General features: G+C 72.0%; 25 protein-coding genes. 9 read left to right on the top strand and 16 right to left on the bottom strand.

The genetic code is table 11. The features are described 5' to 3' along the window. Nucleotides 1-157: 157 nt before the first annotated feature. Nucleotides 158-715, bottom strand: a complete 558-nt coding sequence (locus ABD691_RS12245; protein ID WP_344679704.1) for a GNAT family N-acetyltransferase — start codon at nt 713-715, stop codon at nt 158-160. 101 nt (nt 716-816) lie between these two features. On the opposite strand from ABD691_RS12245, the gene ABD691_RS12240 reads away from it, so the two are divergent. The 3 genes from ABD691_RS12240 to ABD691_RS12230 all read left to right on the top strand — a co-directional run bounded on the left by ABD691_RS12240 (nt 817) and on the right by ABD691_RS12230 (nt 3,301). Beyond that, nucleotides 817-1,815: a lysylphosphatidylglycerol synthase transmembrane domain-containing protein gene (locus ABD691_RS12240; RefSeq protein WP_344679703.1), complete on the top strand. Its 999-nt coding sequence runs from the start codon at nt 817-819 to the stop codon at nt 1,813-1,815. Between the two features lie 41 nt (nt 1,816-1,856). Further along, nucleotides 1,857-2,102, top strand: a complete 246-nt coding sequence (locus ABD691_RS12235) for an acetyl-CoA carboxylase (protein WP_344679702.1) — start codon at nt 1,857-1,859, stop codon at nt 2,100-2,102. A gap of 113 nt (nt 2,103-2,215) precedes the next feature. Continuing rightward, a complete protein-coding gene (locus ABD691_RS12230) occupies nt 2,216-3,301 on the top strand; it encodes a J domain-containing protein (RefSeq protein WP_344679701.1) in 1,086 nt (361 codons plus the stop codon). 14 nt (nt 3,302-3,315) lie between these two features. Here ABD691_RS12230 and ABD691_RS12225 read toward each other — a convergent pair whose 3' ends face one another. Beyond that, the gene (locus tag ABD691_RS12225; protein ID WP_344679700.1) at nt 3,316-3,798 is read right to left on the bottom strand and encodes an LppP/LprE family lipoprotein; all 483 of its coding nucleotides are present in this window, start codon (nt 3,796-3,798) and stop codon (nt 3,316-3,318) included. 165 nt (nt 3,799-3,963) lie between these two features. Between ABD691_RS12225 and ABD691_RS12220 the strand changes: the two genes are divergently transcribed. Both ABD691_RS12220 and ABD691_RS12215 read left to right on the top strand, forming a co-directional pair. Next, nucleotides 3,964-4,872 carry an NAD-dependent epimerase/dehydratase family protein gene (locus ABD691_RS12220; protein ID WP_344679699.1) on the top strand — a complete coding sequence of 303 codons (909 nt, stop codon included), beginning with the start codon at nt 3,964-3,966 and terminating at the stop codon, nt 4,870-4,872. 178 nt (nt 4,873-5,050) lie between these two features. Continuing rightward, complete coding sequence (locus ABD691_RS12215; protein WP_344679698.1) at nt 5,051-6,208, top strand: LLM class flavin-dependent oxidoreductase; 1,158 nt, start codon at nt 5,051-5,053, stop codon at nt 6,206-6,208. Nucleotides 6,209-6,250: 42 nt separating this feature from the next. Here the strand turns inward: ABD691_RS12215 and ABD691_RS12210 are convergent, their stop codons facing one another. After that, nucleotides 6,251-6,637 carry a peptidase inhibitor family I36 protein gene (locus tag ABD691_RS12210; protein WP_344679697.1) on the bottom strand — a complete coding sequence of 129 codons (387 nt, stop codon included), beginning with the start codon at nt 6,635-6,637 and terminating at the stop codon, nt 6,251-6,253. 264 nt (nt 6,638-6,901) lie between these two features. Here ABD691_RS12210 and ABD691_RS12205 point away from each other — a divergent pair, with 264 nt between their 5' ends. Continuing rightward, nucleotides 6,902-7,762 (top strand): alpha/beta fold hydrolase, encoded by an 861-nt coding sequence (locus tag ABD691_RS12205; protein WP_344679696.1) that lies wholly within the window; start codon nt 6,902-6,904, stop codon nt 7,760-7,762. A 172-nt stretch (nt 7,763-7,934) separates the two neighbouring features. After that, nucleotides 7,935-9,290, top strand: coding sequence for an MFS transporter (locus ABD691_RS12200; protein ID WP_344679695.1), 1,356 nt, complete (start codon nt 7,935-7,937; stop codon nt 9,288-9,290). Here ABD691_RS12200 and ABD691_RS12195 read toward each other — a convergent pair. The 6 genes from ABD691_RS12195 to ABD691_RS12170 form a co-directional block, all read right to left on the bottom strand. Next, entirely contained in the window at nt 9,236-10,492 is a 1,257-nt protein-coding gene (locus ABD691_RS12195) for a cytochrome P450 (protein WP_344679694.1), read from the bottom strand. The two genes, ABD691_RS12200 and ABD691_RS12195, sit on opposite strands and share 55 nt — an antisense overlap. Further along, entirely contained in the window at nt 10,489-11,322 is an 834-nt protein-coding gene (locus ABD691_RS12190) for an alpha/beta fold hydrolase (protein WP_344679693.1), read from the bottom strand. Before ABD691_RS12190 ends, ABD691_RS12195 begins: the two co-directional genes overlap by 4 nt. Before the next feature lie 54 nt (nt 11,323-11,376). Then, on the bottom strand, nt 11,377-12,531 hold the full coding sequence (locus ABD691_RS12185) for a nucleotide disphospho-sugar-binding domain-containing protein (protein WP_344679692.1): 1,155 nt from the start codon (nt 12,529-12,531) through the stop codon (nt 11,377-11,379). 161 nt (nt 12,532-12,692) lie between these two features. Further along, the gene (locus tag ABD691_RS12180) at nt 12,693-13,640 is read right to left on the bottom strand and encodes an asparaginase (RefSeq protein WP_344679691.1); all 948 of its coding nucleotides are present in this window, start codon (nt 13,638-13,640) and stop codon (nt 12,693-12,695) included. Beyond that, a complete protein-coding gene (locus ABD691_RS12175; protein ID WP_425565048.1) occupies nt 13,637-15,070 on the bottom strand; it encodes an amino acid permease in 1,434 nt (477 codons plus the stop codon). The genes ABD691_RS12180 and ABD691_RS12175 overlap by 4 nt, the downstream gene beginning before the upstream one ends. Continuing rightward, entirely contained in the window at nt 15,067-15,753 is a 687-nt protein-coding gene (locus tag ABD691_RS12170) for a FadR/GntR family transcriptional regulator (protein ID WP_344679783.1), read from the bottom strand. The genes ABD691_RS12175 and ABD691_RS12170 overlap by 4 nt, the downstream gene beginning before the upstream one ends. Before the next feature lie 256 nt (nt 15,754-16,009). Between ABD691_RS12170 and ABD691_RS12165 the strand changes: the two genes are divergently transcribed. Beyond that, the gene (locus ABD691_RS12165) at nt 16,010-17,968 is read left to right on the top strand and encodes an acyl-CoA dehydrogenase family protein (protein WP_344679690.1); all 1,959 of its coding nucleotides are present in this window, start codon (nt 16,010-16,012) and stop codon (nt 17,966-17,968) included. A 422-nt stretch (nt 17,969-18,390) separates the two neighbouring features. Here the strand turns inward: ABD691_RS12165 and ABD691_RS12160 are convergent, their stop codons facing one another. The 5 genes from ABD691_RS12160 to ABD691_RS12140 form a co-directional block, all read right to left on the bottom strand. Beyond that, nucleotides 18,391-19,314 carry a GlxA family transcriptional regulator gene (locus tag ABD691_RS12160; protein ID WP_344679689.1) on the bottom strand — a complete coding sequence of 308 codons (924 nt, stop codon included), beginning with the start codon at nt 19,312-19,314 and terminating at the stop codon, nt 18,391-18,393. Nucleotides 19,315-19,359: 45 nt separating this feature from the next. Then, nucleotides 19,360-19,947: a cysteine hydrolase family protein gene (locus ABD691_RS12155; protein WP_344679688.1), complete on the bottom strand. Its 588-nt coding sequence runs from the start codon at nt 19,945-19,947 to the stop codon at nt 19,360-19,362. A 197-nt stretch (nt 19,948-20,144) separates the two neighbouring features. Further along, complete coding sequence (locus ABD691_RS12150) at nt 20,145-20,633, bottom strand: SixA phosphatase family protein (protein WP_344679687.1); 489 nt, start codon at nt 20,631-20,633, stop codon at nt 20,145-20,147. An 80-nt stretch (nt 20,634-20,713) separates the two neighbouring features. Next, nucleotides 20,714-21,613 (bottom strand): phosphotransferase enzyme family protein, encoded by a 900-nt coding sequence (locus ABD691_RS12145; protein WP_344679686.1) that lies wholly within the window; start codon nt 21,611-21,613, stop codon nt 20,714-20,716. A gap of 3 nt (nt 21,614-21,616) precedes the next feature. Beyond that, on the bottom strand, nt 21,617-22,117 hold the full coding sequence (locus ABD691_RS12140; protein ID WP_344679685.1) for a GNAT family N-acetyltransferase: 501 nt from the start codon (nt 22,115-22,117) through the stop codon (nt 21,617-21,619). A 122-nt stretch (nt 22,118-22,239) separates the two neighbouring features. Here ABD691_RS12140 and ABD691_RS12135 point away from each other — a divergent pair, with 122 nt between their 5' ends. After that, the gene (locus ABD691_RS12135) at nt 22,240-22,659 is read left to right on the top strand and encodes a nuclear transport factor 2 family protein (RefSeq protein WP_344679684.1); all 420 of its coding nucleotides are present in this window, start codon (nt 22,240-22,242) and stop codon (nt 22,657-22,659) included. Here the strand turns inward: ABD691_RS12135 and ABD691_RS12130 are convergent. Then, entirely contained in the window at nt 22,651-23,358 is a 708-nt protein-coding gene (locus ABD691_RS12130; protein ID WP_344679682.1) for an SDR family NAD(P)-dependent oxidoreductase, read from the bottom strand. The two genes, ABD691_RS12135 and ABD691_RS12130, sit on opposite strands and share 9 nt — an antisense overlap. Continuing rightward, nucleotides 23,355-25,169 carry an exo-alpha-sialidase gene (locus ABD691_RS12125; protein ID WP_344679681.1) on the bottom strand — a complete coding sequence of 605 codons (1,815 nt, stop codon included), beginning with the start codon at nt 25,167-25,169 and terminating at the stop codon, nt 23,355-23,357. Before ABD691_RS12125 ends, ABD691_RS12130 begins: the two co-directional genes overlap by 4 nt. Nucleotides 25,170-25,297: the final 128 nt, after the last annotated feature.

The raw sequence follows: 25,297 nt of genomic DNA, 5'->3' as shown, positions 1-25,297 counted from the left end.
GCGGGTGGCCGGGGCGACGGTGGCGCCGCCCCTCCCTTTTTGGCCACCCCGAAAGCCGCTCGTGGGCGTCAGGTGGCGCCGACACCCCTCGCGGCCAGCTCGAGGTCCGCCGTGATTCTAGCCGCTCCGGGCCCGCTGGATCACGACCTGATGGCGACTATCTCCGCGCGGCCCAGCCCGCGAGGTCCATGGCGTACTCGACCTCGCCGTGCTCGCTGCCCTCGATCGGCTCCGGGAAGTCGCCGTCGAAGGTGCGCACGTGGTGCAGGCCGATCTTCTCCATGACCCGCCGGGAGGCGTGGTTGACCACCATGGTGTGGGCGTAGACGCGGTGCGCGCCCAGCTCGTCGAAGGCCTTGCGGAGCAGCGCCAGCGAGCCCTCCGTGGCGTAGCCGCGGCCCCACGCGGACCGGTGCAGCCGGTAGCCGAGCTCGACGTGGCCGGGCTCGTCGGTGTCCTTCGGGCGGAGCAGGAACCAGCCGAGGAACGCGCCGGTGGACCGCTCGATCGCGGGCCAGTACCCGTAACCCTCGTACCGCGCGTACAGCTCCCGCACCCGACCCAGCCAGCTCTCGATCTCGGCGCGGCCGACCGGCTTGCCGCCGTTGAGGTAGCGCATGACGTCGGGGTCGTTGTGCAGCGCGGACAACTCGTCGAGGTCGTCGTCGGTCATCCGGCGCAGCAGCAACCGCTCGGTTTCCAGGAACAGCTCCATCGGCGGCATTCTGCCGAACCGGGGAGCCTTCCCGGTAGCGGATTTCCGCTGTCCACAGAGGACTGGCTGCGTGCGGTCCGCTGAGCTGCGACGCTGGCCGGATGCGGAATCGGTGGCTCCGGCTGGCCGTTGCCGTCGCCGTGCTGGCCGCGGTGGTGCTGGTGGTGTGGGCCAACCGCAAGGACGTCCCGGCAGCGGCGCACGCGCTGCGCACCGCCAACGGCTACTGGTTGTCGGCGGGCCTGGGACTGCTGGCGCTGTGGTGGCTGGACTGGACGCTGCTGCACGCCTCCGCGCGGCGGATGGTCGGCACCGGCGGTTACGCCGAGCTCGGCGGGCTGGTGCCGGTGACGCTGATGTCGATCGCGCTGAACCTCGCGATCAAGTCCGGCAACGTCGCGGGGCTGGCGGCCTTCACCGTCGACGCCCGCAGGCGCGGCTCGCCGACCGGGCGGGTCACCGCGGCCTACCTCGCGGCGGCCCAGCTCGCCGAGGTCGCCTTCGTGGTCACGCTCGCGGCCGGGCTGGTCGTGGTGTGGGCCGACGGCAGGCTGACTCGCCCGGAAGTGGTCGCGGTGGTGATCTTCCTGGCCGGGCTGGTGGTGCGGATCGCCGCGCTGGTGGCCGCCGTGCGCAGCCGGGAGGTCGTGCGCAGGCTGTGGACCCTGCCCGCCCGGACGTTCGACCGCCTGCTCGGCAGGCCGCCGCGCCCGCACAGCACCTCCGGTGCCGACGAGCTCTACGACGCCGTCGCCGCGATCCGCGCCCGGCCCCGCGCGAGCGTGCCCGCGCTCTGCTTCGCGGTGGCGGTCGACGTGCTGGGCGCCGCGCTGCTTTGGGCGTCGATGGCCGCCGTGGGTGCGGGCAGCGAACCGCTCGTCGCGCTGGTGGCCTACGCGGTGTCGACGTTGTTCGGGATCGTCGGGGTGATGCCGGGCGGGATCGGCTTCGTCGAGTTCGGGGCGGTGGCCGTGCTGGTCTCCTACGGCACGCCGATCGGGATCGCCGCCGCGGCGGTCGTGGTGTTCCGCGTGCTGGTGTTCTGGATCCCCCTGGTGGCGGGCGGGCTGATCGGCTGGTGGTTCCGGCGGGCGGGCTGATCCCGGTGGCGGTCCGGCGCGGGCCGGGGCACGGTACTGGCATGTCCACCGTGAAAGCGCAGAGCCCGGGCGTGTTCTACCGCAGGCCGTCGCCGGACGCCGCTCCCTACGTCTCCGAGGGCGGCCACGTCGACGCCGGCCAGACCATCGCGCTCATCGAGGCGGTCAAGACCTTCAACCCGGTGCGGGCCGAGCACAGCGGCACCGTCACCCGCATCCCGCTCGACGACGGCGCCGAGGTGTCGGCGGGCCAGATCGTCGTGGAGATCGAGGACGAGCAGGACTAGCACCGGAAACGCCGGCCCGTGCGGCCGATCCGGCGAAATTGCCCATCTGGTTGATCTTGATCACCGGGCGGCCAATATCATGTGCCCGCCGGTTCTGGGAGGTGGGCGAGTTCGTGCGCGGAGTCGACTATTACGAGCTCTTGGGCGTGGACCGCGGGGCCACGCCGGCGCAGATCAAGTCGGCGTACCGGACCCTCGCCAGGACGATGCACCCGGACGTGGGCGGAACCGCCGGCACCTTCCGGCTGCTGCGCGAGGCGTACGAGACGCTCAACGATCCGGTGCGCCGCGCGGACTACGACGGCGCCGGGGACGTCCCCGCGGCGCCGGTGCGCGTGCGTCCGGCGCGTCCGGCCCGGCGCCGGGAGTTCGGCGACGACCCGAACTTCACGCCGGGGCTGCCGAGGCTGAGCCCGGACGACATCCCGTGGTGGGACCAGGTCGACCCGGACCAGCGCGTCCGCTACGTCCCGGTCACCGGCCCGGACCGCGCGCCGCTGCTGGCGCTGGTCGGCGGCTGGACGGTGCTGCTGCTGGCCGGCCTGGCGGTGGAGCTGACCTCCGTCCTGCTGGCGGGATGGCTGGCGCTGCTGGTCGCCGCGGGCGTGGTGGTGCTGTTGCTGCTGCGCCGGTTCCTGGCCGCCCGCAGGGTCGACCGGCTGTTCGCCGCCGAGTTCCGGCACCGCCGGGTCTTCGGGCGCCCGGACGACGAGCACGACGCCCAGCCCAAGCGGCTCACCTCGGAGCTGCTGACCACCTACCTGACCCGGCTGCCGGGGGTCCGGATCTTCCACGGACTGGCCTGGCCGGACTCGGTGTTCGCCGACATCGACCACGCCGTGCTGTGCGGGCACCGGCTGGTGCTCATCGAGTCGAAGCGGTGGCTGCCCGGCCACTACGCCGCCGACGAGGACGGCGGCCTGTGGCGCAACGGGCATCCGTTCCGGGGCGGCGGAACCCGGCTGCCGGAGGGGGTCGCGGCCTTCGCCGAACTGCTGCCCGAGGTCGAGATCCGGGGTGCGGTGCTGATCTACCCGAGCCGGGCGGGCGAGGTGACCACCGGCGAGCAGGTCGACCCGGCGGGTTCGCCGCTCACGCCCGAGCAGTTCGTCCGGGAGATCGGGCAGTGGCTGGCCGAGGACTCGGCCGTGGTGGACCGGGACGTCTTCGGCGCGGTGCTCGGCCAGGTCGTCAGCTGACCGTCCACTGAGGATCAGGAATCGCCGTGGCCGTTCGGGTCCTCGGGGATCGGCGGATCGGCGACCAGCTTGCCCGCCTCGACGCGGAGGGTGTGCGGCGACGGGGTTCCGCTCGGGCAGCAACCGGGACCGCCGGGCGCGTACCGGGGCAGTTCCAGCGAAACTTGGGTGCCGTTCTGACCGGTGATCCGCATCAGGCCCGCGTGCACGCTGCCGACCAGATCGCGGCTGTGGAAGACGAAGACCTCCTGGCACCGGCCATTCGCGCTGCCGGTGCAGGTCGAGTGGATCGCCCGGACCGGGCCGGGCAGCGGGCCCTCGGGCGGAGCCGGGGTGAACCCGGAGGACTCGATCCGCGCCATCGCCTCGGCCAGGTCGAACGTGTCGGCCGGAGGTGGCGGCGGAGGAGCAGTCCCGCCGCCACCGTCCGGTTCCGCACTGCCGCACCCCGCGAGCGGCAGGGCGACCAGTGCCAGCACGGCGATCAGACGTCGCACCGGATCTCCTCATCTTCGTGGTCGGTTCCGCAACCGCCCGCGGGCGGTGAACTCATCCCGTGCGACGCCCACGGCCCCGGATCGGTTCCAGCCGATTGACAGAGAAGATGGCGCGCGCACAATATGGGCGCCTGCAATTAATTTGTCTGCCGTGCAGGAGGACTCATGCGGGTGTTCGTCACCGGGGCCACCGGATTCATCGGGGGGACCGTCGCGGTCCGGTTGGTCGAAGCCGGTCACCAGGTCGTCGGGCTCGCGCGCACCGAGGACAAGGCTGCCGCGCTCCGCGGCTTCGGCCTCGAGCCCGTGCTGGGCCATCTCGACGACGCCGAGGTGCTGGCCGGTGCTGCGCGGGAGGCCGACGCGGTGGTCAACGCCGCGAGCAGCGACCACCGCGGCGCGGTCGAGGTGCTGGTCGAATCCCTTGCCGGAACGGGGAAACCGCTGCTCCAGACCAGCGGTTCGAGCATCGTCGGGGACAACGCCGGGGGAGAGGCGTCGGACCGGGTGTTCACTGAGGCCGACGTGCTGCCCGGTGGTGGCTGGGAACCGACGCCGGACAAGGCGCACCGGGTCGAGATCGACCGCTTCCTGCTTGCGGCGGCCGACCGGGGTGTCCGCACGGTCGTCCTGTGCAACACGCTGATCTACGGCCACGGGCGCGGTCCCGCGCGCGACAGCGTGCAGGTACCGCGGCTGGTGTCGCAGGCCAGGCGCAGCGGCGTGGTCCGGCACGTCGGGCCGGGCCGCAACATCTGGTCGAACGTGCACGTCGACGACGTCGCCGAGCTCTACCTGCTGGCGCTGGAATCCGCGCCCGGCGGCTCGTTCCACTTCGTCGAGAGCGGCGAGGAATCCTTCGGCGCCATCGCGCAGGCCGTCGCGGACCGCCTCGGTGTCGGGCAGCCGGAGGCGTGGGACCTCGAATCGGCCATCGCGGAATGGGGTTACGAGCGGGCCGTCTACGCCCTGGGGTCCAACAGCCGGGTCCGCTCCACCCGCGCGCGGGAGCTCGGCTGGCAGCCCCGGCACCGGTCGGTGACCGGGTGGATCGGCGAGGTGTCCGAGTTGTGAGACCGCGTTGACCGCGCCACTGCCCGATGTTGGTATGAGCGGGTGCGAAGCGCCAGCCTGACCAAGCGCCGTCACGTCGACTTCCTGCGCGTGACGGCGCAGGCGTGTTGCCGGTGACCCGTCCCGGAACCCGTCTATCCACAGTGGATTAACCACTGGCGCTTCCCAGGAGGACCGCGTGTCCAGCCCGCTCACCTTCCACTGGTTCCTGCCCACCTACGGCGACAGCCGCTACCTCGTCGGCGGCGGTCACGGCGTGGCGGTGACCAGCGCGTCCAGCTCCCGGCCCGCCACCCTGGGCTACCTCGGGCAGATCGCGCGCAGCGCCGAGCAGCTGGGCTTCGTCGGCGCGCTGACCCCGACCGGTGCGTGGTGCGAGGACGCGTGGCTGTCGACCGCCATGCTCACCGAGGTCACCGAGCGGCTGAAGTTCCTGGTCGCCTTCCGCCCCGGGCTGCTTTCGCCGACGCTCGGCGCGCAGATGGCCGCGACCTTCCAGCGCCACTCCGGCGGCCGGTTGCTGCTCAACGTGGTCACCGGCGGGGAGAGCCAGGAGCAGCGCGCCTACGGCGACTTCCTGGACAAGAACGCCCGGTACGCCCGGACCGACGAGTTCCTGCACGTCGTGCGCGGGCTGTGGCGCGGCGAGCGGGTGGACCTCGACGGCGAGCACGTCCAGGTCGAGGGCGCCGAGCTGCGGCGGACCCCGGACCCGGTGCCCGAGATCTACTTCGGCGGTTCCTCGCCCGCCGCCGGTGACGTGGCGGCCAAGCACGCCGACGTGTACCTGACCTGGGGCGAGCCGCCGGCGCAGGTCGCCGAGAAGATCGCCTGGGTGCGCAAGCTGGCCGCCGGGCAGGGCCGCGACCCGCGCTTCGGCATCCGGCTGCACGTGATCAGCCGCGACACCTCCGAGCAGGCGTGGGCCGAGGCGCGGCGGCTGCTCGACGCGATCGACCCGGAGACCATCGCGCGGGTGCAGGGCGGGCTCGCGCGCAGCGAGTCCGAGGGCCAGAAGCGGATGCTGGAACTGCACGGCGGTTCCACCTCGAACCTGGAGATCTACCCGAACCTGTGGGCCGGTGTCGGGCTGGTGCGCGGCGGCGCGGGCACCGCGCTGGTGGGCAGCCACGCCGAGGTCGCCGAGCGGATCGAGGAGTACCACGCCGTCGGCATCGACGAGTTCGTGCTGTCCGGGCATCCGCACCTGGAGGAGGCTTACTGGTTCGGCGAAGGAGTTCTGCCGATCCTGGCCCGCAAGGGCCTGTGGCAGCACCCCGCGGGCGATGCCGAGGCGACCCCGGCCGTGCCGTTCGCCCCGGCCGCCAGTTCCTGACCAGGTGCGGCCACCACGTGGGCGTGGTGGCCGCACGGCGGGTCAGCAGACCTGGATGCCGTAGGTGCCCAATCCCCTGTCGTCGTCCCGGATTTCGAAGGCGGTCGAGCGGTACTGCTCGATCCAGGGGCCGGTCGGGTTCGCCGGGTCCGGGCCGTGGAAGGCGGCCACCGTCCCGTCGGTCTGGTTGTTGACGAAGGACCCGACCCGGCTCAGCCCGTGGCGCTGGACCTCCTCCCACTGGCACACGTAGAAATCAACGCGCTTGCCCTGCCCGTTGGCCCCTTCCCACACGCAGAGCTTCCCCTCGTCGCAAGCCTCTGCCATGGCCTGGACCGGGTCCTGCGGCTGCGCGGACGCGACGGCACCGCTGAACATCGCGGCCAGCACACCGGCGGCCGACACCGCGAAAACGCGCTTCGTGAACATGGCTCTCGCCTCCCAGATCGGTTGCGGGGTGCCGCCTTTCCTCCCAGACCCCAAGGTGTTTTGCGGCGGCGTACCTTCCACGCTGCGGGACCTGTCCGGGTTGCCTCGAATTCAGCGCGCCGGCGGTGACAGCCTGCTCGCGGTGCGCGCGATTTAGTCCTTTGTGGACGTCGGCTGTTCGCGGAGCGCGTCGACCGGCGGCGTGCGGTAATCCGGATGCACCAGCCGCGGTGCTCGGGCATGGTGAGCCCGGTGGAGATCCGGATGAACGAAGCATCCCGCCTGGGCAGCACCCGCCTCGCGACCGGAAGACGGCTCGGCTGGGCGGAATGGGGCCCGCCGGACGGGACGGCGGTGCTGTTCTGCCCCGGCGCGGCGCAGAGCCGCAGCCTCGGTTTCGGCACCGACGTCGTCGGCGAGCTGGGCGTCCGGCTGATCTCGGTCGACCGGCCGGGACTCGGGATCTCCGATCCGGTGCCGGGGCGGACCCTGCTCGACTGGGCCGACGACATCGCCGCCCTGGCCGACGAGCGGGCCTGGGGCCGGTTCTCGGTGGTCGGGTACTCCGCCGGGGCGCCGTTCGCGCTCTCGTGCGCCGCGAGCGGACTCGTGGCGTCGGCGGCGGTCGTCGCGGGCGGGGACGAGATGCCGAGGTTCGTCGACGTCCTGCCGGAGCACGTGCGGGACGCGGTGCGATCGGCCCACTCGGATCCGGTGCGGGCGGAGGAGTTCTTCGCCGCGTTCGGCGAAGTCGACGCGCTGTGGAAGATGATCCTGTCCAGCAGCTCCGATCTCGACCTCGCGGTGTACCGGCAGCCCGCGTTCGAAGCCGTGCTGCGGCGGGCGATGCGGGAGGGGCTGGCGCAGGGACCGGCGGGATACGCCCGGGACGTGGTGCTGGGCATGCGGGACTGGCCGTTCTCGGCCGAGGACATCGCGGTGCCGGTCGACCTCTGGTACGGCGAGCAGGACACGAGCCCGGTGCATTCGCCCGATTCCAGCGCCGATCTCGCCGCGCGGATCCCCGGAGCGGTCCGCCACCTCCTTCCGGACGCGGGCGGTTCCGCCTTGTGGACGCACGCCTCGCGGATCCTGCGAACGCTGTGCCAACGGCGGGTTGCGTAGCGTTCAACAGTCCTTTATGGACAAGCATGGGAGCACTTCTCCGCCGCGCGGGCGGAAATCGGCGGCGTTGTGTGTTGCATTACACGTCACGGATGCGTAACTGTCCCTGGTGCCAACACGATGTACCGTGCGAGTGGAGCGTTCTTCGACAAGCTCAGAACGGGGAGGTCTCGTGGCTGCCGACCGACCGGAGCGTCGGGCATGGTGGATCTGGAGTGCTGCGGTTCTGGCCTACCTGGCCGCGGTGTTCCACCGGGGCAGCCTCGGGGTGGCCGGACCCCTCGCGCTCGAACGCTTCGACGTCGGCCCGGCGGCGCTGAGCGCCTTCACGGTCCTGCAGGTCGGCATCTACGCCGGGATGCAGATCCCGACCGGCCTGCTTGCCGACCGGTTCGGCCCTGGCCGGGTCATCACGGCGGCGGTGCTGCTGCTCGGCAGCGGCCAGCTGCTGTTCGCGGTCGCGGCCTCCTACCCGCTGGCGCTGGTCGCCCGCGCGGTGCTCGGCGTCGGCGACGCGCTGATGTTCGTCAGCCTGCTGCGCCTGGTCGCGACGCGCTTCTCCGCCCGCAACTACGCCCTGGTGGCGACCATGTCCAGCGCGCTGGGCGCGCTCGGCGGCGTCGCGGCGACCTTCCCGCTCGCCCGCGCCCTCGACGACCTCGGCTGGACCACGACGTTCCTGCTCGCCGGTGCGGTGACCGCGGGCTACGCGGCGGTGACCGCGGCCTTCGTCCGCGACGCCGCGCCGCCGTCCGGCGGCCGGGACGGCGCCGCCGCGACGCTGCGCAAGGTCCGCGCGGCCTGGGCGATCCCCGGCACCCGGCTGGCGCTGTGGGTGCACTTCTGCACGATGTTCACCTCCGGCGCGCTGTCGCTGCTGTGGGGTTTCCCGTACCTGGTCGAAGGGCTGGGGATCGCCCCGGGCGTGGCGAGCGTGGTGCTGAGCCTGCTGATCGTCGGCCAGGTCGTCGGCGGTCCGGTGGTGGGGGCGCTGATCGGGCGGCGGCCAGCCTGGCGCGTGCCGCTGGTCGTCGGGTACCTGCTCGTCAACGGGCTGAGCTGGGTCGTGCTGCTGGCCTGGCCCGCCGGAAACCCGCCGCTGGCGGTCGTGGTGGTGGCGTTCCTGGTGTTCGCCTTCGGCGGCCCGGCCTCGACGGTCGCGTTCGCGCTGGCGCGCGACTACAACCCGATGTCGCAGGTCGGCACCGCGACCGGCGTCGCCAACGCGGGCGGCCACTCCGCGACCGCGCTCGGCGTGCTGCTGGTCGGCCTGCTGCTCGACGCGGTGCAGGGCCTCCACCCCGCCGACGGCTACCGGATCGCCATGCTGGCGCTCCCGGCGATGCTGGTGGTCGGGCTGTGGCGGACCCTGGTGTGGTGGCGGCGCGCCCGCGCGCTCGTGCTCGACGCCCAGGACCGGGGCGACGACGTCCCGGTCTCGCTGCGCCGCCGCCGCTGGGACCTGGTCGCGGCCTACTCCAGCACCACCGGCAGCCGGTCGACCCCGCGCAGCACGGTCCCCGGATAGCGGTGCGTCGGTTCGCCCGCGAGCCGCATCCGCGGGAACCGCCGCAGCAGCAGCGGAAGCAGCACCTCGGCCTCCATCCGGGCCAGCCGCGCCCCGACGCAGGTGTGCGGACCGGCGGCGAAGGCCAGGTGCGACGGCGAACCGCGGGTGACGTCCACCGTGTCCGGTTCGGCGACGTAGGCCGGGTCGCGGTTGGCGGAGCCGAGCAGGACCCACACCGGGGAACCGGCGGGCACCTCCTGCCCGCCCAGGCACACCGGCTGCGACGCGATGCGTCCGCCCATGTGCACCGGCGGGTCGTAGCGCAGCAGCTCGTCCACCGCCCCGGAGGCCGCGTCCGGATCGTCGCGCACGATCGCCGCCTGCTGCGGATGCTCCAGCAGGATGCGGATGGCCGAGCCGAGGAAGCTGATCGACGAGTCGTAGCCCGCGGTGAACAGCAGCAGCAGGTTGCCGAGTAATTCCCGCTCGTCGAGCACGCCGCTGTCGGCGGCGCGCACGAGCGTCGACAGCAGGTCCGCGCCGGGCTCCCGCCTGCGTTGCCGGACCGGCTCGGTGAAGAACCCGACCAGCTCGTCGGCGGCCTCGTCGACCCGCCGTTGCAGGGCCGGGGTCTGCACCGCTTCCAGGAAGCAGGACAGCGTGCGGCCGGACCAGGCGAACCGCCGGGCCGCCCGGGGGTCGACGCCGAACAACCGGCAGATCACCCCGAGCGGGAACGGCAGCGTGATCGCGTCCACCAGGTCGACCACCCGGCCGGACGCACCGAGTTCGGCGAGCTCGGACACCTGCCGCTGGGCCAGCTCGGTCATGAACCCGCGCAGCTCGGCGAGCTTGCTGCGGCCGAAGTGCGGGTTGATCGTCCTGCGGACCTCGAAGTGCCGTTCCTGGTGCTGGAACAGCACGCTGCGGTAACCCAGCCTGCTGGCGCTGCGGGTGCGCCAGTTGGGCATGAGCCGGTCCAGGTGGTCCTCGCTGAACGGCATCAGCGCGCGGTTGCGCAACGCCGCCGAGCAGTCGGAGTGGCGGCTGAGCACGTAGCCGCCGAGCAGGTTCGGCAGCGGACTGCGCAGCACCGGTGCCTGCTCGCGCAGCTGCGCGTAGAGCGGGAAGGGGTCCCGATTCCGGGAGAACAGCAGTTTGCGGTAGGCCGTCAGCGCGGCCCGTTCGGAACTCGTGGCGGGGGAGATCAGCGCTGTCATGCCGGTGCCGGATCCAGTTCGGCCCGGGCGCCCGCCGGGTCGTCGACGGTGTCCCAGAAACGGGTGAGCATCTGGCACACGGCGCGCGGGTGGGTCACGGTGGCCGCGTGACCGGCGCCTTCGATCTCCGCCACCGACGCGCCGATCCGCGCGGCCAGCTCGCGCTGCTCCTGCGGCGTCCACATCTCGTCGGCGGTGCCGTAGCCGACCAGTACCGGCGGCTCGAACCGCGGCGGGCAGCGGTGCTCGGCGACGGACCGGCTGAAGGCGGTGAGGAACTCCGGCCGGATGGCCAGGTAGCTGTCCCGCACCCGCTCCACGCTGCGCGTGCTGAGCCCGGCCTTCTCGGAGTCGTCCCGGATCCGGTCGAACACCGCGCGGATCCCTTCGGTGCGCAGCGCCGTCTCGACCTGGTCGGGCAGCAGCGGTGCCGCCGAGGTCGCCAGGCTGCGGCCCGAGCCGAGCAGCACCAGGCTGCGCACGCGGTGCGGCGCCCTGGTGACCAGCTCGCGGGCCACGAAGCCGCCGAAGCAACCGCCCACCAGGTGCACCGGCCGGTCCGGCGAGATCGCGTCGAGCAGCGCGAGCAGGTCCGACGCGAGCGAGTCGACGGTGTGCGGACCGGCGACGGGGTCGAACTGGCCGGGGTGGTCGTAGGAGTAGGCGGGCCGCCCCGACCGGCCGAGCCGCAGCATCACCGGACACCACTGCTCCTTGGTCTCGGCGAGTCCGCTGACCATGACGGCGGCGTGGCGGCTGGTCGTGGTCGGAGGATCGTTGCGCAGCGCGAGAACCGTGCCGCGCGGAGTGGGCACGGCGACCCGGTGCATTCCGTAGGGTGTGCGGGATTGCGGAGAGGGCAAAGTGCTTTCCTGACGTGACGGTTACGAGTGGACGGGCGCGAGGGCCAGCGGCGACTCGGCGCAGGCCTCCAGCGCCAGCACGACCTCGCCCGGCGCGGGCATCGACTCGATCTCGGAGCGGATGCGCAGCGCGCACTGGCGGTGCGTCGGATCGGCGAGCAGCAGCCGCAGCTCCTGGGCTATCGCGTCGGGCGAGCGGTCGGCGAACGCGACCGTGCGGGCCGCCCCGGCGGCGACCAGCCGCTCGGCGTTCTCGAACTGGTCGCACATCTGCGGCAGGACCAGCTGCGGCAGCCCGGTCAGCAGGGAGTTCATCGCGGTGCCCGATCCGCCGTGGTGGATCACCGCGTCGCAGGTGGGGAAGACCTGGTCGTGCGGCAGCCAGCCGGCGGCGCGGACGTTGCCCGGCAGATCGGTCAGCGTCGCGTTGCGGGAGCCGGCACCGGTCAGCACGACCTCGACGTCCAGCCCGGCCACCCCGCGCACGACCTCGCGCAACCCGTCGACCCCGGCCGCGATCGGCACCGTCCCCATGGACACGCAGACCCGGGGCCGGGTCCGCGGTTCCCACAGCCATGACTGCGGGATTCCGGTGCCGCCGTAGGGGATGTGCCGCATCGGGAGCCAGCCGGTGTTGTCGAAGCAGACCAGGCTCGCCGGGCACAGGTCGATGGTGATGTCGGCGGCGACGTCCTCCTCGATGAGCCCGAAGCGCTCGCGCAGGAGCCGCAGCCGCTCGCCGGTGTCACCGCTGAAGAGCCGCTCGGCGAGCGGGTCGGACAGGTGCAGGCCCCAGTGGTGGGAGACGCTGGGGACGCCGTGCAGCGCGGCGGCGATCGGCCCGGAGAACTCGGAGTGCTCGGAGATCACCAGCTGCGGATCCCACCGCCGGACCAGGTCGACGGTCTCCTCCACGGTCCGCTCGGCCAGCGCGGCCCACGGCTCGCCGCTGAAGGCGTGGTCGCCCGCCGGTCCGGACTCCTGCTGCCACAGGTCCAGCGGGTTGGCCTCGCCGCCGACCGGCACGTGCTCCAGCCCGGCGGCGCGCACGTATCTGGCGATCGGTTTCGGCGCCGCGACCAGCACCTGGTGCCCGGCGCAGCGCAGCGCCCACGCGAGCGGGACCATCGGGAAGAGGTGACCACAACCGGGCGTGGTGGTGAACAGAACACGCATGTGAGCAAACTGCCCCATCAGACGAAGTCGGCGGACGTGGCGAAGGACGTCGCTGACTCGAAGCAACGCCCCTACGGACCCGTCGACAGACCAGGCGGCAGCCTTGACCATGATCGCCCGATGGTGTGGAGTTTTCGTCGTGCCGCGCCGGGCCGCCCGGGCTAGGGCCGCTCGACGACCACCAGCCCGGGAGCGCCGGTGAAGGGCGCCAGCGCGGCCGGGTCGACCCCGGCCCGCGCGAGCGCGGCGGCGGTGACCGGCGGGCGGGCGCGGTCGGCACCGTCGGCGATCTTGACGCCGATCGAGGTGCCGTCGGGCAGCGCGGCGATCTGGACGGCCTCGAAGCCGTCCTTGGCGATCAGCCCGGGGACCGCCCGCATCAGCGCGGTGACGTCGCGGCGGCTGCCCGCGACCATCTCCGGGTGCGCCCGGATCGCCCGCGCGACGCGGTTCTCCGGCGTCCCGTCCGGCGCGGCGGCGATCCGCCCGGCGGCGGTCGCCAGCCCGCGCAGCGAAACCGCGAACAGCGGTGCCCCGCAGCCGTCGGTGGCGACGTGGGCGATCCGCTGGCCGGTGAGGTCTTCCACCGTGGCGGCGATCTCGCGTTGCAGCGGGTGCCCGGGATCCAGGTAGTCCGCTGTGGACCAGCCGTGCTCGCGGGCGGTGGCCAGCATCGCGGCGTGCTTGCCGGAGCAGTTGTGCGACAGCTTGCGCGCGGCCCGGCCCGCGGCGATCCAGCTCGTCCGCTCGGCCTGGTCGTAGGGCAGATCGGCCGGGTTGCCCAGGTCGTCCTCGGTGAAACCGCCCGCGTCCAGGATGCGCCGCGTGCCGTCGAGGTGGACCTGCTCACCGGAGTGGCTGGCCGCGGTCAGCGCCAGCAGTTCCGGCGGCAGGGACAGCCCGAGCCGCGTCATCGCCACGGCCTGCAACGGCTTGGCCGTCGACCGCGGGTAGAACGCGGTGTCGATGTCACCGGCCTGGTGCAGCACCGAACCGTCAGGGGCGAGCACCACGGCGGAACCGTGGTGCACGCCCTCGACGAGACCGTCGCGCATCAGGTGCACCAGCGGCTCGTGCGCGGGCACGCCGATGCGGGGCGCAGCGGTCATTCCTTCGTCTCCAGGACCGAGGTGTCGATCCGGCTGCGCACGGCGAACCAGCCGACGACCAGTGCGAGGATGATCAGCGGCAGCGCCATGATCGTGTACCGGCCGACCTCGTCGAAGCCCATCAGCACCAGCACCGCGGCCAGGAAGACCAGCGAGACGATCTCGGAGTAGGGCGAGAACGGCAGCCGGAACGACGGCCGGGTCAGCTCGCCGCGGTTGGCCTTGCGGACGAACAGCAGGTGGCTGAGCAGGATGATGGACCAGGTGCCGAGGATGCCCACCGCCGCGAGGTTCAGCACGATCTCGAACGCCTGGGCCGGCACCAGGTAGTTCAGCACGACACCGACGATGCACACGGCGGAGGTGAGCAGGATTCCGCCGTAGGGCACCTGGCGCGAGTTCATCGCGGCGGTGAACTTGGGCGCGGAGCCGGCCATCGACATCGAGCGCAGGGTGCGGCCGGTGGAGTACAGGCCGGAGTTCAGGCTCGACATCGCCGCGGTCAGCACGACCAGGTTCATCACGTCGCCCGCGTACGGGACGCCGATGTGCGACAGCACCGTGACGAACGGGCTCTCGCTCTTGCTGTAGGCCGACCACGGCATCAGCATCGCCAGCAGGACCACCGAGCCGACGTAGAACAGCCCGATCCGCCAGATGATCGAGTTGATCGCCTTGGGCATGACCTTCTCGGGGTTCTCGGTCTCGCCCGCGGCCACGCCGACCAGCTCGATCGCGGCGTAGGCGAAGATCACGCCCTGCATGATCAGCACCATCGGCACCACGCCCATCGGGAAGATGCCGCCGTTGTCGGCGATCAGCTGCGGGCCGGGCGCGACGCCGTCGATCGGGTGCTGGGTGACCAGCAGGAAGACGCCGACCACCATGAACAGCACCAGCGCGGCGACCTTGATGATCGCGAACCAGAACTCCAGCTCGCCGAACAGCTTCACCGACACCAGGTTCAGCGAGAGCACGATCGCCAGCGCGATCAGCGCGAGCACCCACTGCGGGATCGCGGTGAACAGGGACCAGTAGTGCGCGTAGAGCGCGATCGCCGTGGTGTCGGCGATCGCGGTGGTCGACCAGTTCAGGAAGTGCATCCAGCCGGCCGTGTAGGCGCCCTTCTCGCCCATGAACTCGCGTGCGTAGGAGACGAACGCACCCGAGGACGGGCGGTACAGGATCATCTCGCCGAGCGCCCGCACCACGAAGAACGCGATCAGCCCGCAGACCGCGTAGACGATCGCCAGCGACGGCCCGGCCTGCGCGAGCCTGCCGCCGGCGCCGAGGAACAGCCCGGTCCCGATCGCGCCGCCGATGGCGATCATGTTGATGTGGCGGGTCTTGAGCGTCTTGCGGTAACCGGAGTCGCCTGCGTCGACGCGGTCGCCCCTGGGCTCGGCGGCCCGGGTTGTCTGTTCGGTCACGGTGTTCCGTTCTGGTCGTCCGTGCGGGCGGATGGCCCGGTCTGTTTCGTGACGATGCTGGTCAGCGTCTGCTCGACGTGGTCGAGGTGGAACGCCATCGCCGCGGTCGCGGCGTCCTGGGAGCGCCCGTCGATGGCCTCGACGATCCGCCGGTGCTCGACGTTGGACCCGCCGCGGCGGTCGCCGAGCTGGTTGAGGAACGCCGACTGCCTGGCCAGCGCGTCGCGGATCTCCTCTATCACCTTGCCGAACACGGGGTTGCCCGATGCCTGGGCGATGGTGATGTGGAACAGCGAGTCCAAGGCCACCCATGCGGTGTTGTCGGTCTCCCGCTGCATCCGCTCCAGCAGGTGCGTGAGCAGGTCCAGGTCGTCGGAGCTGTGCCGCAGCGCGGCGTAGCCGGCCGCGGGCACTTCGACGTGGCGCCGCACCTCGAAGAGGTCCCGCGCCGAGTACGGCCCGAAGACCGGGTTCTCGGCGGGGCCGTTCGCGGTGACGAACGTCCCCTTGCCGGTGCGCGAGACGGTCAGCCCGAGCGCCTGGAGGGCGCGCAGCGCCTCCCGGACGACCGAGCGGCTGACGTCGAACTCCCGCCCGAGGCTGGCTTCGGAGGGCAGCTTGTCACCGATCGCGTACTCGCCGCGTTCGATGGCCTCGCGCAGGTGCGCCAGGACAGCCTCCATCGCGCTGACCCGCCGGACGACTGGTCCGGCTGTCTGGCTGTCCGACAGGTTCATGGAGCGGAATCGTCAGGTCTGACACGCACGGTTGTCAAGAACGGAGAAGCGCTCACTCGTAATAGTTATCTAACGCTGTGTTGATGCACACAGCGTGTTCAGGGTGCCTTTGCGGAGGCTGATCCGCGTTCGGCGGACTTTCGCGGGTTACCGATCGGTAGTACCGTGTTGTGTTCTAGATCACAAATTTCCGGGGGTAGTGATGACCGCAGTGGATTCCGGCGCCCGGCGGCCGGAGGTGGACGCGCAGCAGGCCCGGCAGGTCGCCGAGGCGGCCAGGCAGACCCGGTGGGACCGGCCGAGCTTCGGCCGCGAGCTGTTCCTCGGGCACCTCCGGCTGGATCTGATCGACCCGCTGCCCGCGGGCGAGGAGCTGCCGGAGGGCGAGCGGTTCCTGGCGCGCCTGCGGGAGTTCTGCGAGACCGAGGTCGACGCGGGCCGGATCGAGCGGGAGTCCCGCATCCCCGACGAGGTGATCAACGGCCTCAAGGACATCGGCGCCTTCGGCATCAAGATCCCGCGGTCCTACGGCGGTCTCGGACTGCCCGCGGTGTACTACCACCGCGCGCTGATGCTGGTCGGCACCACCAGCCCGGCGATCGGCGCGCTGCTGTCGGCGCACCAGTCGATCGGCGTGCCGCAGCCGGTCAGGATGTTCGGGACCGAGGAGCAGAAGCAGCGGTTCCTGCCGCGCTGCGTCCGGGAGATCACCGCGTTCCTGCTAACCGAGCCCGATGTCGGCAGCGACCCGGCACGGCTGGCGGCCAGCGCCGTGCCCAGCGCGGACGGCAGCACCTACACGCTCAACGGGGTCAAGCTGTGGACCACCAACGGCGTGCTGGCCGACCTGCTCGTCGTGATGGCCAGGGTGCCGGAGTCGGAAGGGCATCGCGGCGGCGTGACCGCGTTCGTGGTGGAGGCCGCGAGCGAGGGGATCACGGTGGAGAACCGCAATGCCTTCATGGGCCTGCGGGGCATCGAGAACGGCGTGACCAGGCTGCACGACGTCGTGGTCCCGGCGGCCAACCGGATCGGCGCGGAGGGCGAAGGTCTCCGGATCGCGCTGAGCACCCTGAACACCGGACGGCTGTCGCTGCCCGCGATGTGCGCGGCCTCGGCGAAGTGGTGCGCGCGGATCGCGCGGGAGTGGTCGGCGCAGCGGGTGCAGTGGGGACGGCCGGTCGGCGAGCACGAGGCGGTGGCGAGCAAGCTGTCGTTCATCACGGCCTCGGCGTTCGCGCTGGAGGCGGTGGTGGAGGTCGCGGGCAGGCTGGCCGACGCGGACCGGCACGACATCCGCATCGAGGCGGCGCTGGCGAAGCTCTACGGTTCGGAACTGGCCTGGCAGGTCGCCGACGAACTGGTCCAGGTCCGCGGCGGAAGAGGGTACGAGACGGCCGAGTCGCTGGCGGCCAGGGGAGAACGCGGCGTGCCGGTGGAACAGCTGCTGCGAGACCTGCGGATCAACCGGATCTTCGAAGGCTCCAGCGAGATCATGCGCCTGCTCATCGCCCGCGAGGCGGTCGACACCCACCTGTCGGTCGCGGGCGACATCATCGACCCGAAGGCCGACACCAGGGCCAAGGCCAGAGCGGCGGCCCGCGCGGGCGGCTTCTACGCCCGCTGGCTGCCGGGCCTGGTCGTCGGCAGGGGACAGCTGCCGTCGAGCTTCGCCGAGTACGGGCGGCTGGCCGACCACCTGCGGTTCGTCGAGCGAGCGAGCCGCAGGATCGCCCGCCAGACCTTCTACGCGATGACCCGCTGGCAGGGAGCGCTGGAACACCGCCAGCTGTTCCTGGGCAGGCTGGTCGACATCGGCGCGGAGCTGTTCGCGATGAGCGCCACCTGCGTCCACGCCAGGTCGAGCGGCCACGGCGGATCGGCCCAGGAACTGGCCAACGCATTCTGCGCCCAGGCAAGACTCCGGGTCGAAGACCTGTTCCGCCGCCTGTGGCACAACACGGACGCCAGCGACAGCGCACTGGCCCGCGAGGTGCTCAGCGGCGAGTACCGCTGGCTGGACGAGGGCATCCTGGACGCGTCCACCGAGGGCCCGTGGATCGCCGACGCGACACCGGGCCCGACCCGCAGGGAAGACCACCGCCGAGTGGTGTCCGAAGTAGACGTCCAGGTAGTCCCACCACGCACGGCTTCGCCGTAGGGAGAGAGAACCGCAAGCCGAGCCCACCCAACGCGCCCAGCAGAAAACGAAGTCCCCACCCACAAGGGCGGGCTCGGTTCTCATCCCGTCGACCTGGCGCCAGCCCGATCAGGCCGTGTCAAGGGGGCACACAAAGCCAAACCGCAGCGCCCAAGCAAAACGGCCCCCTTGACGCGGCCTGATAGCCCTTGTGGAGGTCGACGGGATGAGAACCGCCCAACCGAACCGCAGCGGACAACCCCATCTCATCCCGGAGACCTGCCGGGGGTCTGGGGGCGGCGAGCGCCCCAGAACCACGAGCCCAAAAGAACCCGAACCGGCAGAGCCGCTTCGGTCCCGGAGACCTGCCGGGGGTCCGGGGTCGGCGAGAGCCCCGGAAACCACCTACGCAACGGAACCCGAACCGGCAAAGCCGCCTTCTCCTACGAGCCAAGCGTTCGCGGCCCCCGCCCCCGCAACCGCCGGAGCATCCGCCCGTCCTCGAACCCGACGGACCGAGCGGCGACCTCGACGCCGAAGCCCTGCCCGATCAAGTGCTCGGCGCGCTCCAACCGCAGCAGCTGCTGGTACCGCAACGGCGTCATCCCGACGGTCCGCGCGAACAGCCGCGTCACGGTCCGCACGCTGCACCCGACCCGCGCGGCGAGTTCGTCGAGCGGCAGCCGCGCGGTGAACTCCGCGTCGATGATGTCCTGCACCCGGTGCACCGCGTCGCTGAGGTGCGCCCGGTGCCGCAGCATGGCGCTCGCCTGCGGCTCGTCGCCGTTGCGGCGCGCGTAGACGACCATCGCGCGCGCGATGCGCGCCGCCGCGCCCGGGCCGTGCCGGGTGGCGATCAGGTGCAGCGACAGGTCGATCCCGCTGGCGATCCCGGCCGAGGTGATCACGCGGTCGTCGACCACGTACAGCACGTCGCGGACCACGGTCGCCTTCGGATAGCGCTGGGCCAGCTCGTCCTGCAGCTCGTGGTGGGTGGTGCAGCGGCGGCCGTCGAGCAGCCCGCTGCGGCCGAGCGCGTCGGCGCCCGAGCACACGCTGGCAACGGTTCCGCCGCCCGCGTGGTGCTCCCGCAGCCGGTTCATGCTCGCCTCGCCGAGCACCGGTTCGCGGCGCAGCCGGTCGCCGCGCCAGCCGGGGACGATGACCAGGTCGTCCCCGGCCAGCTCCGGCCAGTCGGTCCGGGCATGCACCGGAAGTCCCTGCGCGGTCGGAACCTCCTCCTGCTCGGCGACGTAGCTCAGCGCGTAGTCCATCCCGAGGCCGGCCGCTGTGGAGAACACCTGGGCCGGGCCCGCGAGGTCGAGCAGGTGCAGCCGCGGGACGAGGAGGAAGACGACGTTGCTCACGATCCGGTCAGCCTAGGTGGTGCCACGCGAGGACCGGTCGAGGGCTCACGTCGTTCCGGTGACCTCGGCGACGGTGCTGATCGTGGCGAACCGGCCCGCCAGCGCGTACTCGGTGCGCGCGATGATCTCGTCCGTGCCCAGGGTGCGCGGGTCGGCGAGGACCTCCTCCAGCGGCCGGTCGGCGGGCGCGTCCCGGTGCGGGATCGGCTGGGTCGCGGTCGCGTCGATGACGAAGGTGACCCGGTAGCCGAGGTCGGAGGCGACGCGGGTGGTGGTCTCGCAGCACTGCTCGGTGCGGATCCCGCAGACGACCACCTCGGTCACCCCGGCCGCGGTGAGCGTCTGCTGGAGGTTCGTCGTGGTGAAGGCGTTGTGCGAGGTCTTGGTCAGGACCGGTTCGCCGGCGCGGGGTTCGAGGCCGTCGAGCAGGCGGACGAAACCCCGCTCGGGGTCGAAGACGGTGCCGGTGCCGGGTTCGGCGTGCAGGACCCAGACCACGAGGTCGCCCCGCGAGCGGGCGTGCTGGACCAGCCGGTCGGCGCGCCGGGCGATGTCCGGCGCGGAGATCGCCCGCCAGTTCGGGCGCTGCCGGAAGGATTCCTGGACGTCGATGACGAGGAGTGCTTTGTTCACGCCGTCGAGCTTCGCTGCCGGGAGGCCCTTCCGGAAGGCACCATCACGCCGGGATGCGGACCGATCCGGTCACGGCCGGACGGCGACCGCGTCGGCACCGCCGCGGTGGACCACGATCCGGATGAAGCTGAAGGTGATCAGCGCGGAGTCCGCCACCGGCGAGCCGGTCAGCCGCGCGGTCCCGGGTTCGGTGGTCGTCAGCCGCGCGGTGCGGCCGTGGCTTCCAGTTCCGCCCAGCCAGGAGTGATGCCCGCCCAGTCGCCGGGGCCGCTGAGCACCGCGATGCCCGAGGTCTTCAGCTCGACCATCCGCCCGGTCAGCAGCGAGACGAGCCCTTCGAAACCCGGGTTGTGCCCCACCAGCAGGACCCGCCGCGCCATCGACGGCAGCGCGTTGACCACCGCCAGCAGGTCACCGGTCGTGGCCTCGTAGATCTGCTCCTCGTAGCGCACGGTCGGGCTGGCGGCGAGCTCCGTGCGCAGCAGCTGCCAGGTCTGCTTGGCGCGCTCGGCGGGGGAGCACAGCACCAGCTCGACGCCGGGCGCGTTCTGGCGCATCCACTTGCCCGCCGCCCTGGCGTCGCGCTGACCGCGGTCGGCGAGCGGGCGGTCGAAGTCGGCGATCCCTTCGGGGCGTGCCGCCTTCGCGTGCCTGCACACGACCAGCGTCCGGTTGCTTCCCGCCATGTCTGCTCCATCGCTGCGGTCCGGCGTTTCCGGAATCACCGTAGATCCACGCCGGGTCCGGGGCGCGACCGAGCCCCGGTTCACGGCCGCAGCGCGGCGAAGGTCGCCAGCCGCTCCTCGTGGTAGTCGATGTCGTCGGCGTCGTGGACCGTGCCCCGCTCACGCTGGAGGTGGAAGGCCGCGGCCTCCCGCCGGATCCGGTGGCGGATGAACTGCGCGAGCGCGACGTCGTCCAGCAGCCCCGCCGGTCCGCCCGCTTCGGCGTAGTGGCGCAGGAAGGGGCGCAGCTCGGCCGGATCGTTGCCGAACTCCGGCGCCCACTCCAGCGCGGCCACGGCGACTTCGGCTTCCGGCGCGACGACGCACGCCTCGTCCCAGTCCAGCACGGCCGTCAGCCTGCCTCCGGTCGCGAGGGTGTTGCCGGAGTAGAAGTCGCCGTGCACCACCTGACGACGGCGGTGGGTGCGGTGGAACGACGCGAGCCAGCGGTCGAGTTCCGGGTCCACCAGCGCGGGTTCCGGTGGCGGTGGTGCTTCGCGTTCGAGCCCGTACTCCAGGAAGGACGGCACCGGGCGCGGTTCCGGGGTCATCGCCGCGAAGGCCAGGTGCAGCCGCGCCAGCAGCGTCGCGGCCTGCTCGGCCAGCCGCGATTCGTCGTCCGGCCAGGAACCGGCGACCAGCGGCCAGACCGACATCGGCCGGCCGTCCACCCGGACCACGGTCGCCCCGTCCCGGGTCGCAACCGGCGCGACGGCCTCCGGGACGGAGGCGGCTGCTCGCAGGGCGATGCCGTGGCACCACTCGGCTTCGGCGCTGGTGCGCCAGCGCGGCCCCAGCCGGACGACGTGTTCACCGATCGCGTAGGCCGTGGATTCCTCGCCACCGTGCAGACGTTCCGCGGGTTGCGAACCGTCCAGCGCCCAGTGCGCGGCGAGGGCGTCGCGGGCGGCGTCGGTGAACGGGATTTCGGCGTAGGGCAAGGCTCATCCTCCGGGCAGGATCTTCTCGAACCAGTGGTCGGCGTAGCGCCGTTCGGCGTAGGGCGGGATCTCGGCGTAGCCGTGCTTGGCGTAGAGCGCGCGGGCCTCGACCAGGTCGTGCCGGGTGTCCAGGCGCAGCCTGCGCGCGCCGAGCGTCCGCGCGTGCGCTTCCACCGCGGCCAGCAGCCGTCCGCCGCAGCCGAGGCCGCGGACCTCGCGCGCCACGTACATCCGCTTGATCTCGCCGATCTCCGGGCTCAGCAAGCGCATCGCGACGCAGCCGACGGCCTCGCCGTCGCGTCGGGCGACCAGGAACACGCCATCCGGCGGGGTCAGGTCGTCGCTGGGGTCCTCGGCGAGCGCGCTGTCGACCTCCGCCGGGGTGGCCGGTCTGCCGTAGTAGCGGCTGGCCATCTCGTCGATGTAGGTGCGCAGCAGGCGGACCGAGGTCTCGTCGCCGACCGGTGCGGCGGCGATGTCCCACCGATGATCAAGGGGGTTCACCAGGACATTGTGCCGATGAGCGCAACGGATTTGCGCCGGATGCGAGGACCGATAGCCGCTAGGAAACACGCCGTGCACGCCGGAAGCTGGTTCTCGGTGAACGTTCAACGAGGAGAACCTTGATGACTGAACTGCTCGGTGTGCTGGAGGACTTCTACGCCGCCGAAGCTGCGTACCTCGCTGCGGGCGGACCCGGGAAGGCCGATTTCGGTGACTTCGCCGGGTACTTCCACCCCGACGTCGTGCTGCACCAGGACCCGGGGCTGCCGTATGGAGGAACCTGGCGCGGCCGGGACGGTATCGAGCGCTTCATGTCCGAGATGAGCCGGACCTGGGAGCGCTTCGAGTTCGGCGAGCAGGACCAGTGGCCCGGAGAGTCCACTGTGGTCGTTCGCACCCAGGTCTCCGCAAGGGCCCGCGCGACCGGGACCGAGCTGGAGTTCCCCATCCTCCAGCACATCGCGTTCCGCGACCGGCAGCTTCTGGAGGTGCGCCCGTTCTACTGGGACGTCACCGCGATCGCGGCGGCGTGCTCACGCTGAGTCCTTGCGGACGGTCCAGCCGCCGTCGACCAGCAGGCTGCTGCCGGTGATGTAGGACGCCGCGCCGGAGGCGAGGAAGTGCACCGCCTCGGCGACCTCGGACGGATCGCCGAGGCGGCCGAGCGCGGTGCTCTCCGCGCTGCGGGCGCGGTCCTCCGGCGGCACCCGATCCCACGCCGCGGTGCTGATCGGGCCGGGGAGCACGCAGTTCACCCTGATCCCCGGCCCGTACTCGACCGCGAGCTGCCCGGTCAGCGACAGCAGCGCGCCCTTGCTCGCCGCATACGCCGGATGTCCCGGAATTCCCGCGTGAGCGTGCACTGAGGACACCAGGACAACGCTTCCGCCGCCGAGCATCGGAAGGCAGGTGCGCACCCCGAGGTAGGCGGCGTCGAGGTTGACCGCGAGCTGGTGCCGCCACTGCTCGAAGCTGGTTTCGTGCAACGGCCGCACGACTACGGTGTAGGCGTTGCTGACCAGGGCGTGCACCCGGTCGCAGCGTTCGGCGACCCGCTGCCAGGTCTCCTCGGCCGAGACGTCGCCGGTGACCCAGGCGGCGCCGGGCAGTCCCTCGGTGACCCGCCGCCCGTCCTCGACGTCGACGCCGAGCACCGGGTGCCCGGCCGCCGCGAACCGGCGCAGCGTCGCCGCGCCGATCCCGGAGGCCGCGCCGGTGACGACGGCCCAGCCGGCGGTCACCGGACTTCGTCCAGCGGCAGCCGCAGCTCCAGCGCGGTGTCCACCGGCCGGTTGTCCAGGCGGATCGCTTCGAGCTGGGAGTCCGGCAGCGCCTTGCGGTAGATCCGCGTCTCGTCCAGCGCCCCGAGCCACCGGTTGGCGCCGTCCACCCGTTGTCCGATGTGGACACCATCGATGCCGAACTCCGCGCCGCCGGCCGAAACCGAGCCGAGCGGGGCGTCCTTGCCCGCGACCTCCGCGCCGTCGACCAGCATCCGGAAGCGGCCGCCTCCGCGCTGGAGCGCGATGTGGTGCCACTGCCCGTCGTTGAACGCCGCGGTCGAGGCGATCGTCGCGTGCCCCTCCTCGGCTGCCAGGTGGGCGCGGATGCGGTTGCTCTCCGGCTCCGCGCGCAGCCAGATCTGCGGGGTGTTCTCCGAACCCATCCGGTAGGCCCACAGGATCGTGTGCGCGCCGGTGGTTTCGCCGTACTTGAACCAGGACGTGATGGTGAAGTCGTCCGACCGGAGGTCCAGCGAGTCGGTCAGCGGGATCTGCGCGTACTGGGTTCCGCCGAACTCCATCGCCGGTCCGAAACGCCCCGGCGCGAGCCCGGGTCCACCGCGCACGTACGCGGTGTTGCCGTTGCCGGAGTCGTCCGGGGTGACCGGACCGGGCTCGGGCGGCGGCGGGAAGTTCGGCGGTGTGCCGTTCGGCTCGGCCAGGTAGTCCTCGCCGAAGGCGGCGAACACGATCTCCTCGTACGGATTTCCGTTGCCCCGCTCGTAGATGTGGCCGATGGTGTCCTCGTCCACCGCGACCAGGTCGGAGTAGCCCGCCGGTCCCCAGTGGACGACCTTGCCCTCCTGCCACGGCTGCCAGGTCGCGCCCTCGTCGGACGACGAGCGGATGCTCATCGCCTCGCGGCCCGCCGGGTGCGCGGGCGCGGAGAACAGGATGCGGTCGCCCCAGCGCAGCGTGGACGCCTGGATGATCGGGGCGGAAAGTTCCGGGATGGTGCGGAAAGGCGCGTCGAAGGTGTCGCCGCCGTCGTGCGAGACGGCGAACGCGCGGTGCCCGGGTTCGCTGCCGCCCTGGTCGCGGGCCGCGGCGTAGACCCCGCCGCCGGTCAGCTCGACGACGCTGATCTCCTGCGGCTTGATGACGTCCGGCCGGTTCTCGCTGCTCGCGCCGATGGCCCAGTTCTCGCCGCCGTCGTCGCTGAAGATGAGGTGTCCGCCGGAGCGGCGCGAGTCGGTGGACTCGTGGGAGGCGCCGATCACCAGCCGACCGGCGTTGTCCCCTTGCGACAGCTGGATTCCGTGCACCGGGCCGGTCGCGTACCAGAGGTCCCACGCGGGGTCCTTGACCTGCGCGGTGATGTCCTTCGGCGCCGACCAGCTCTGCCCGTCGTCGGTGCTGTGCTGGACGTGCACGGTCCGGTCCTGCCAGGTCTCTCCGGGGTTGTGCGTGGTCACCAGCACGATCCGGCCGGTCGCGGCGTCGACGACCGGGGCCGGGTTGCCGAAGGTGTTCGGGCCGTTGTCGCCGACGAGCTGCACCGGACCCCAGGTCCGGCCGCCGTCGGTGGAGCGGCGCACCACCAGGTCGATGTCGCCGTCGTCGCCGCAGTCGTTGCGCCGGGCCTCGGCGAAGGCGAGCAGGGTGCCCGCGGTGGTGCGGGTGATGGCCGGGATCCGGTAGCAGGCGTACCCCGCCATGCCCCGGGCGTAGACGGTCTGCTCGGCGGGGCCCGTCCCGGCGGCGTGGGCCGGGGCGGCGAGGGAGGAGAGCACCGCGACCGCGGTGAAGATCGTTCGGAGCTGCGTCATGAAGCCGGAAACCCCTTTGGCGGTCGGGCATTCGAAGCACTTGTCAGCGCCGGTCCTGCCAGCTAGCTTGCACGGGACGGAGGACATCCTACGTCCCATGTGTGGCCTGAACAACAGTCGAGGAGAGC

Origin of the sequence: Saccharopolyspora taberi, assembly GCF_039534165.1 — a bacterium.
In the GTDB taxonomy this organism is placed as follows: Bacteria; Actinomycetota; Actinomycetes; order Mycobacteriales; family Pseudonocardiaceae; genus Saccharopolyspora_D; species Saccharopolyspora_D taberi.
This window is presented reverse-complemented; position numbering and strand designations above follow the sequence as displayed.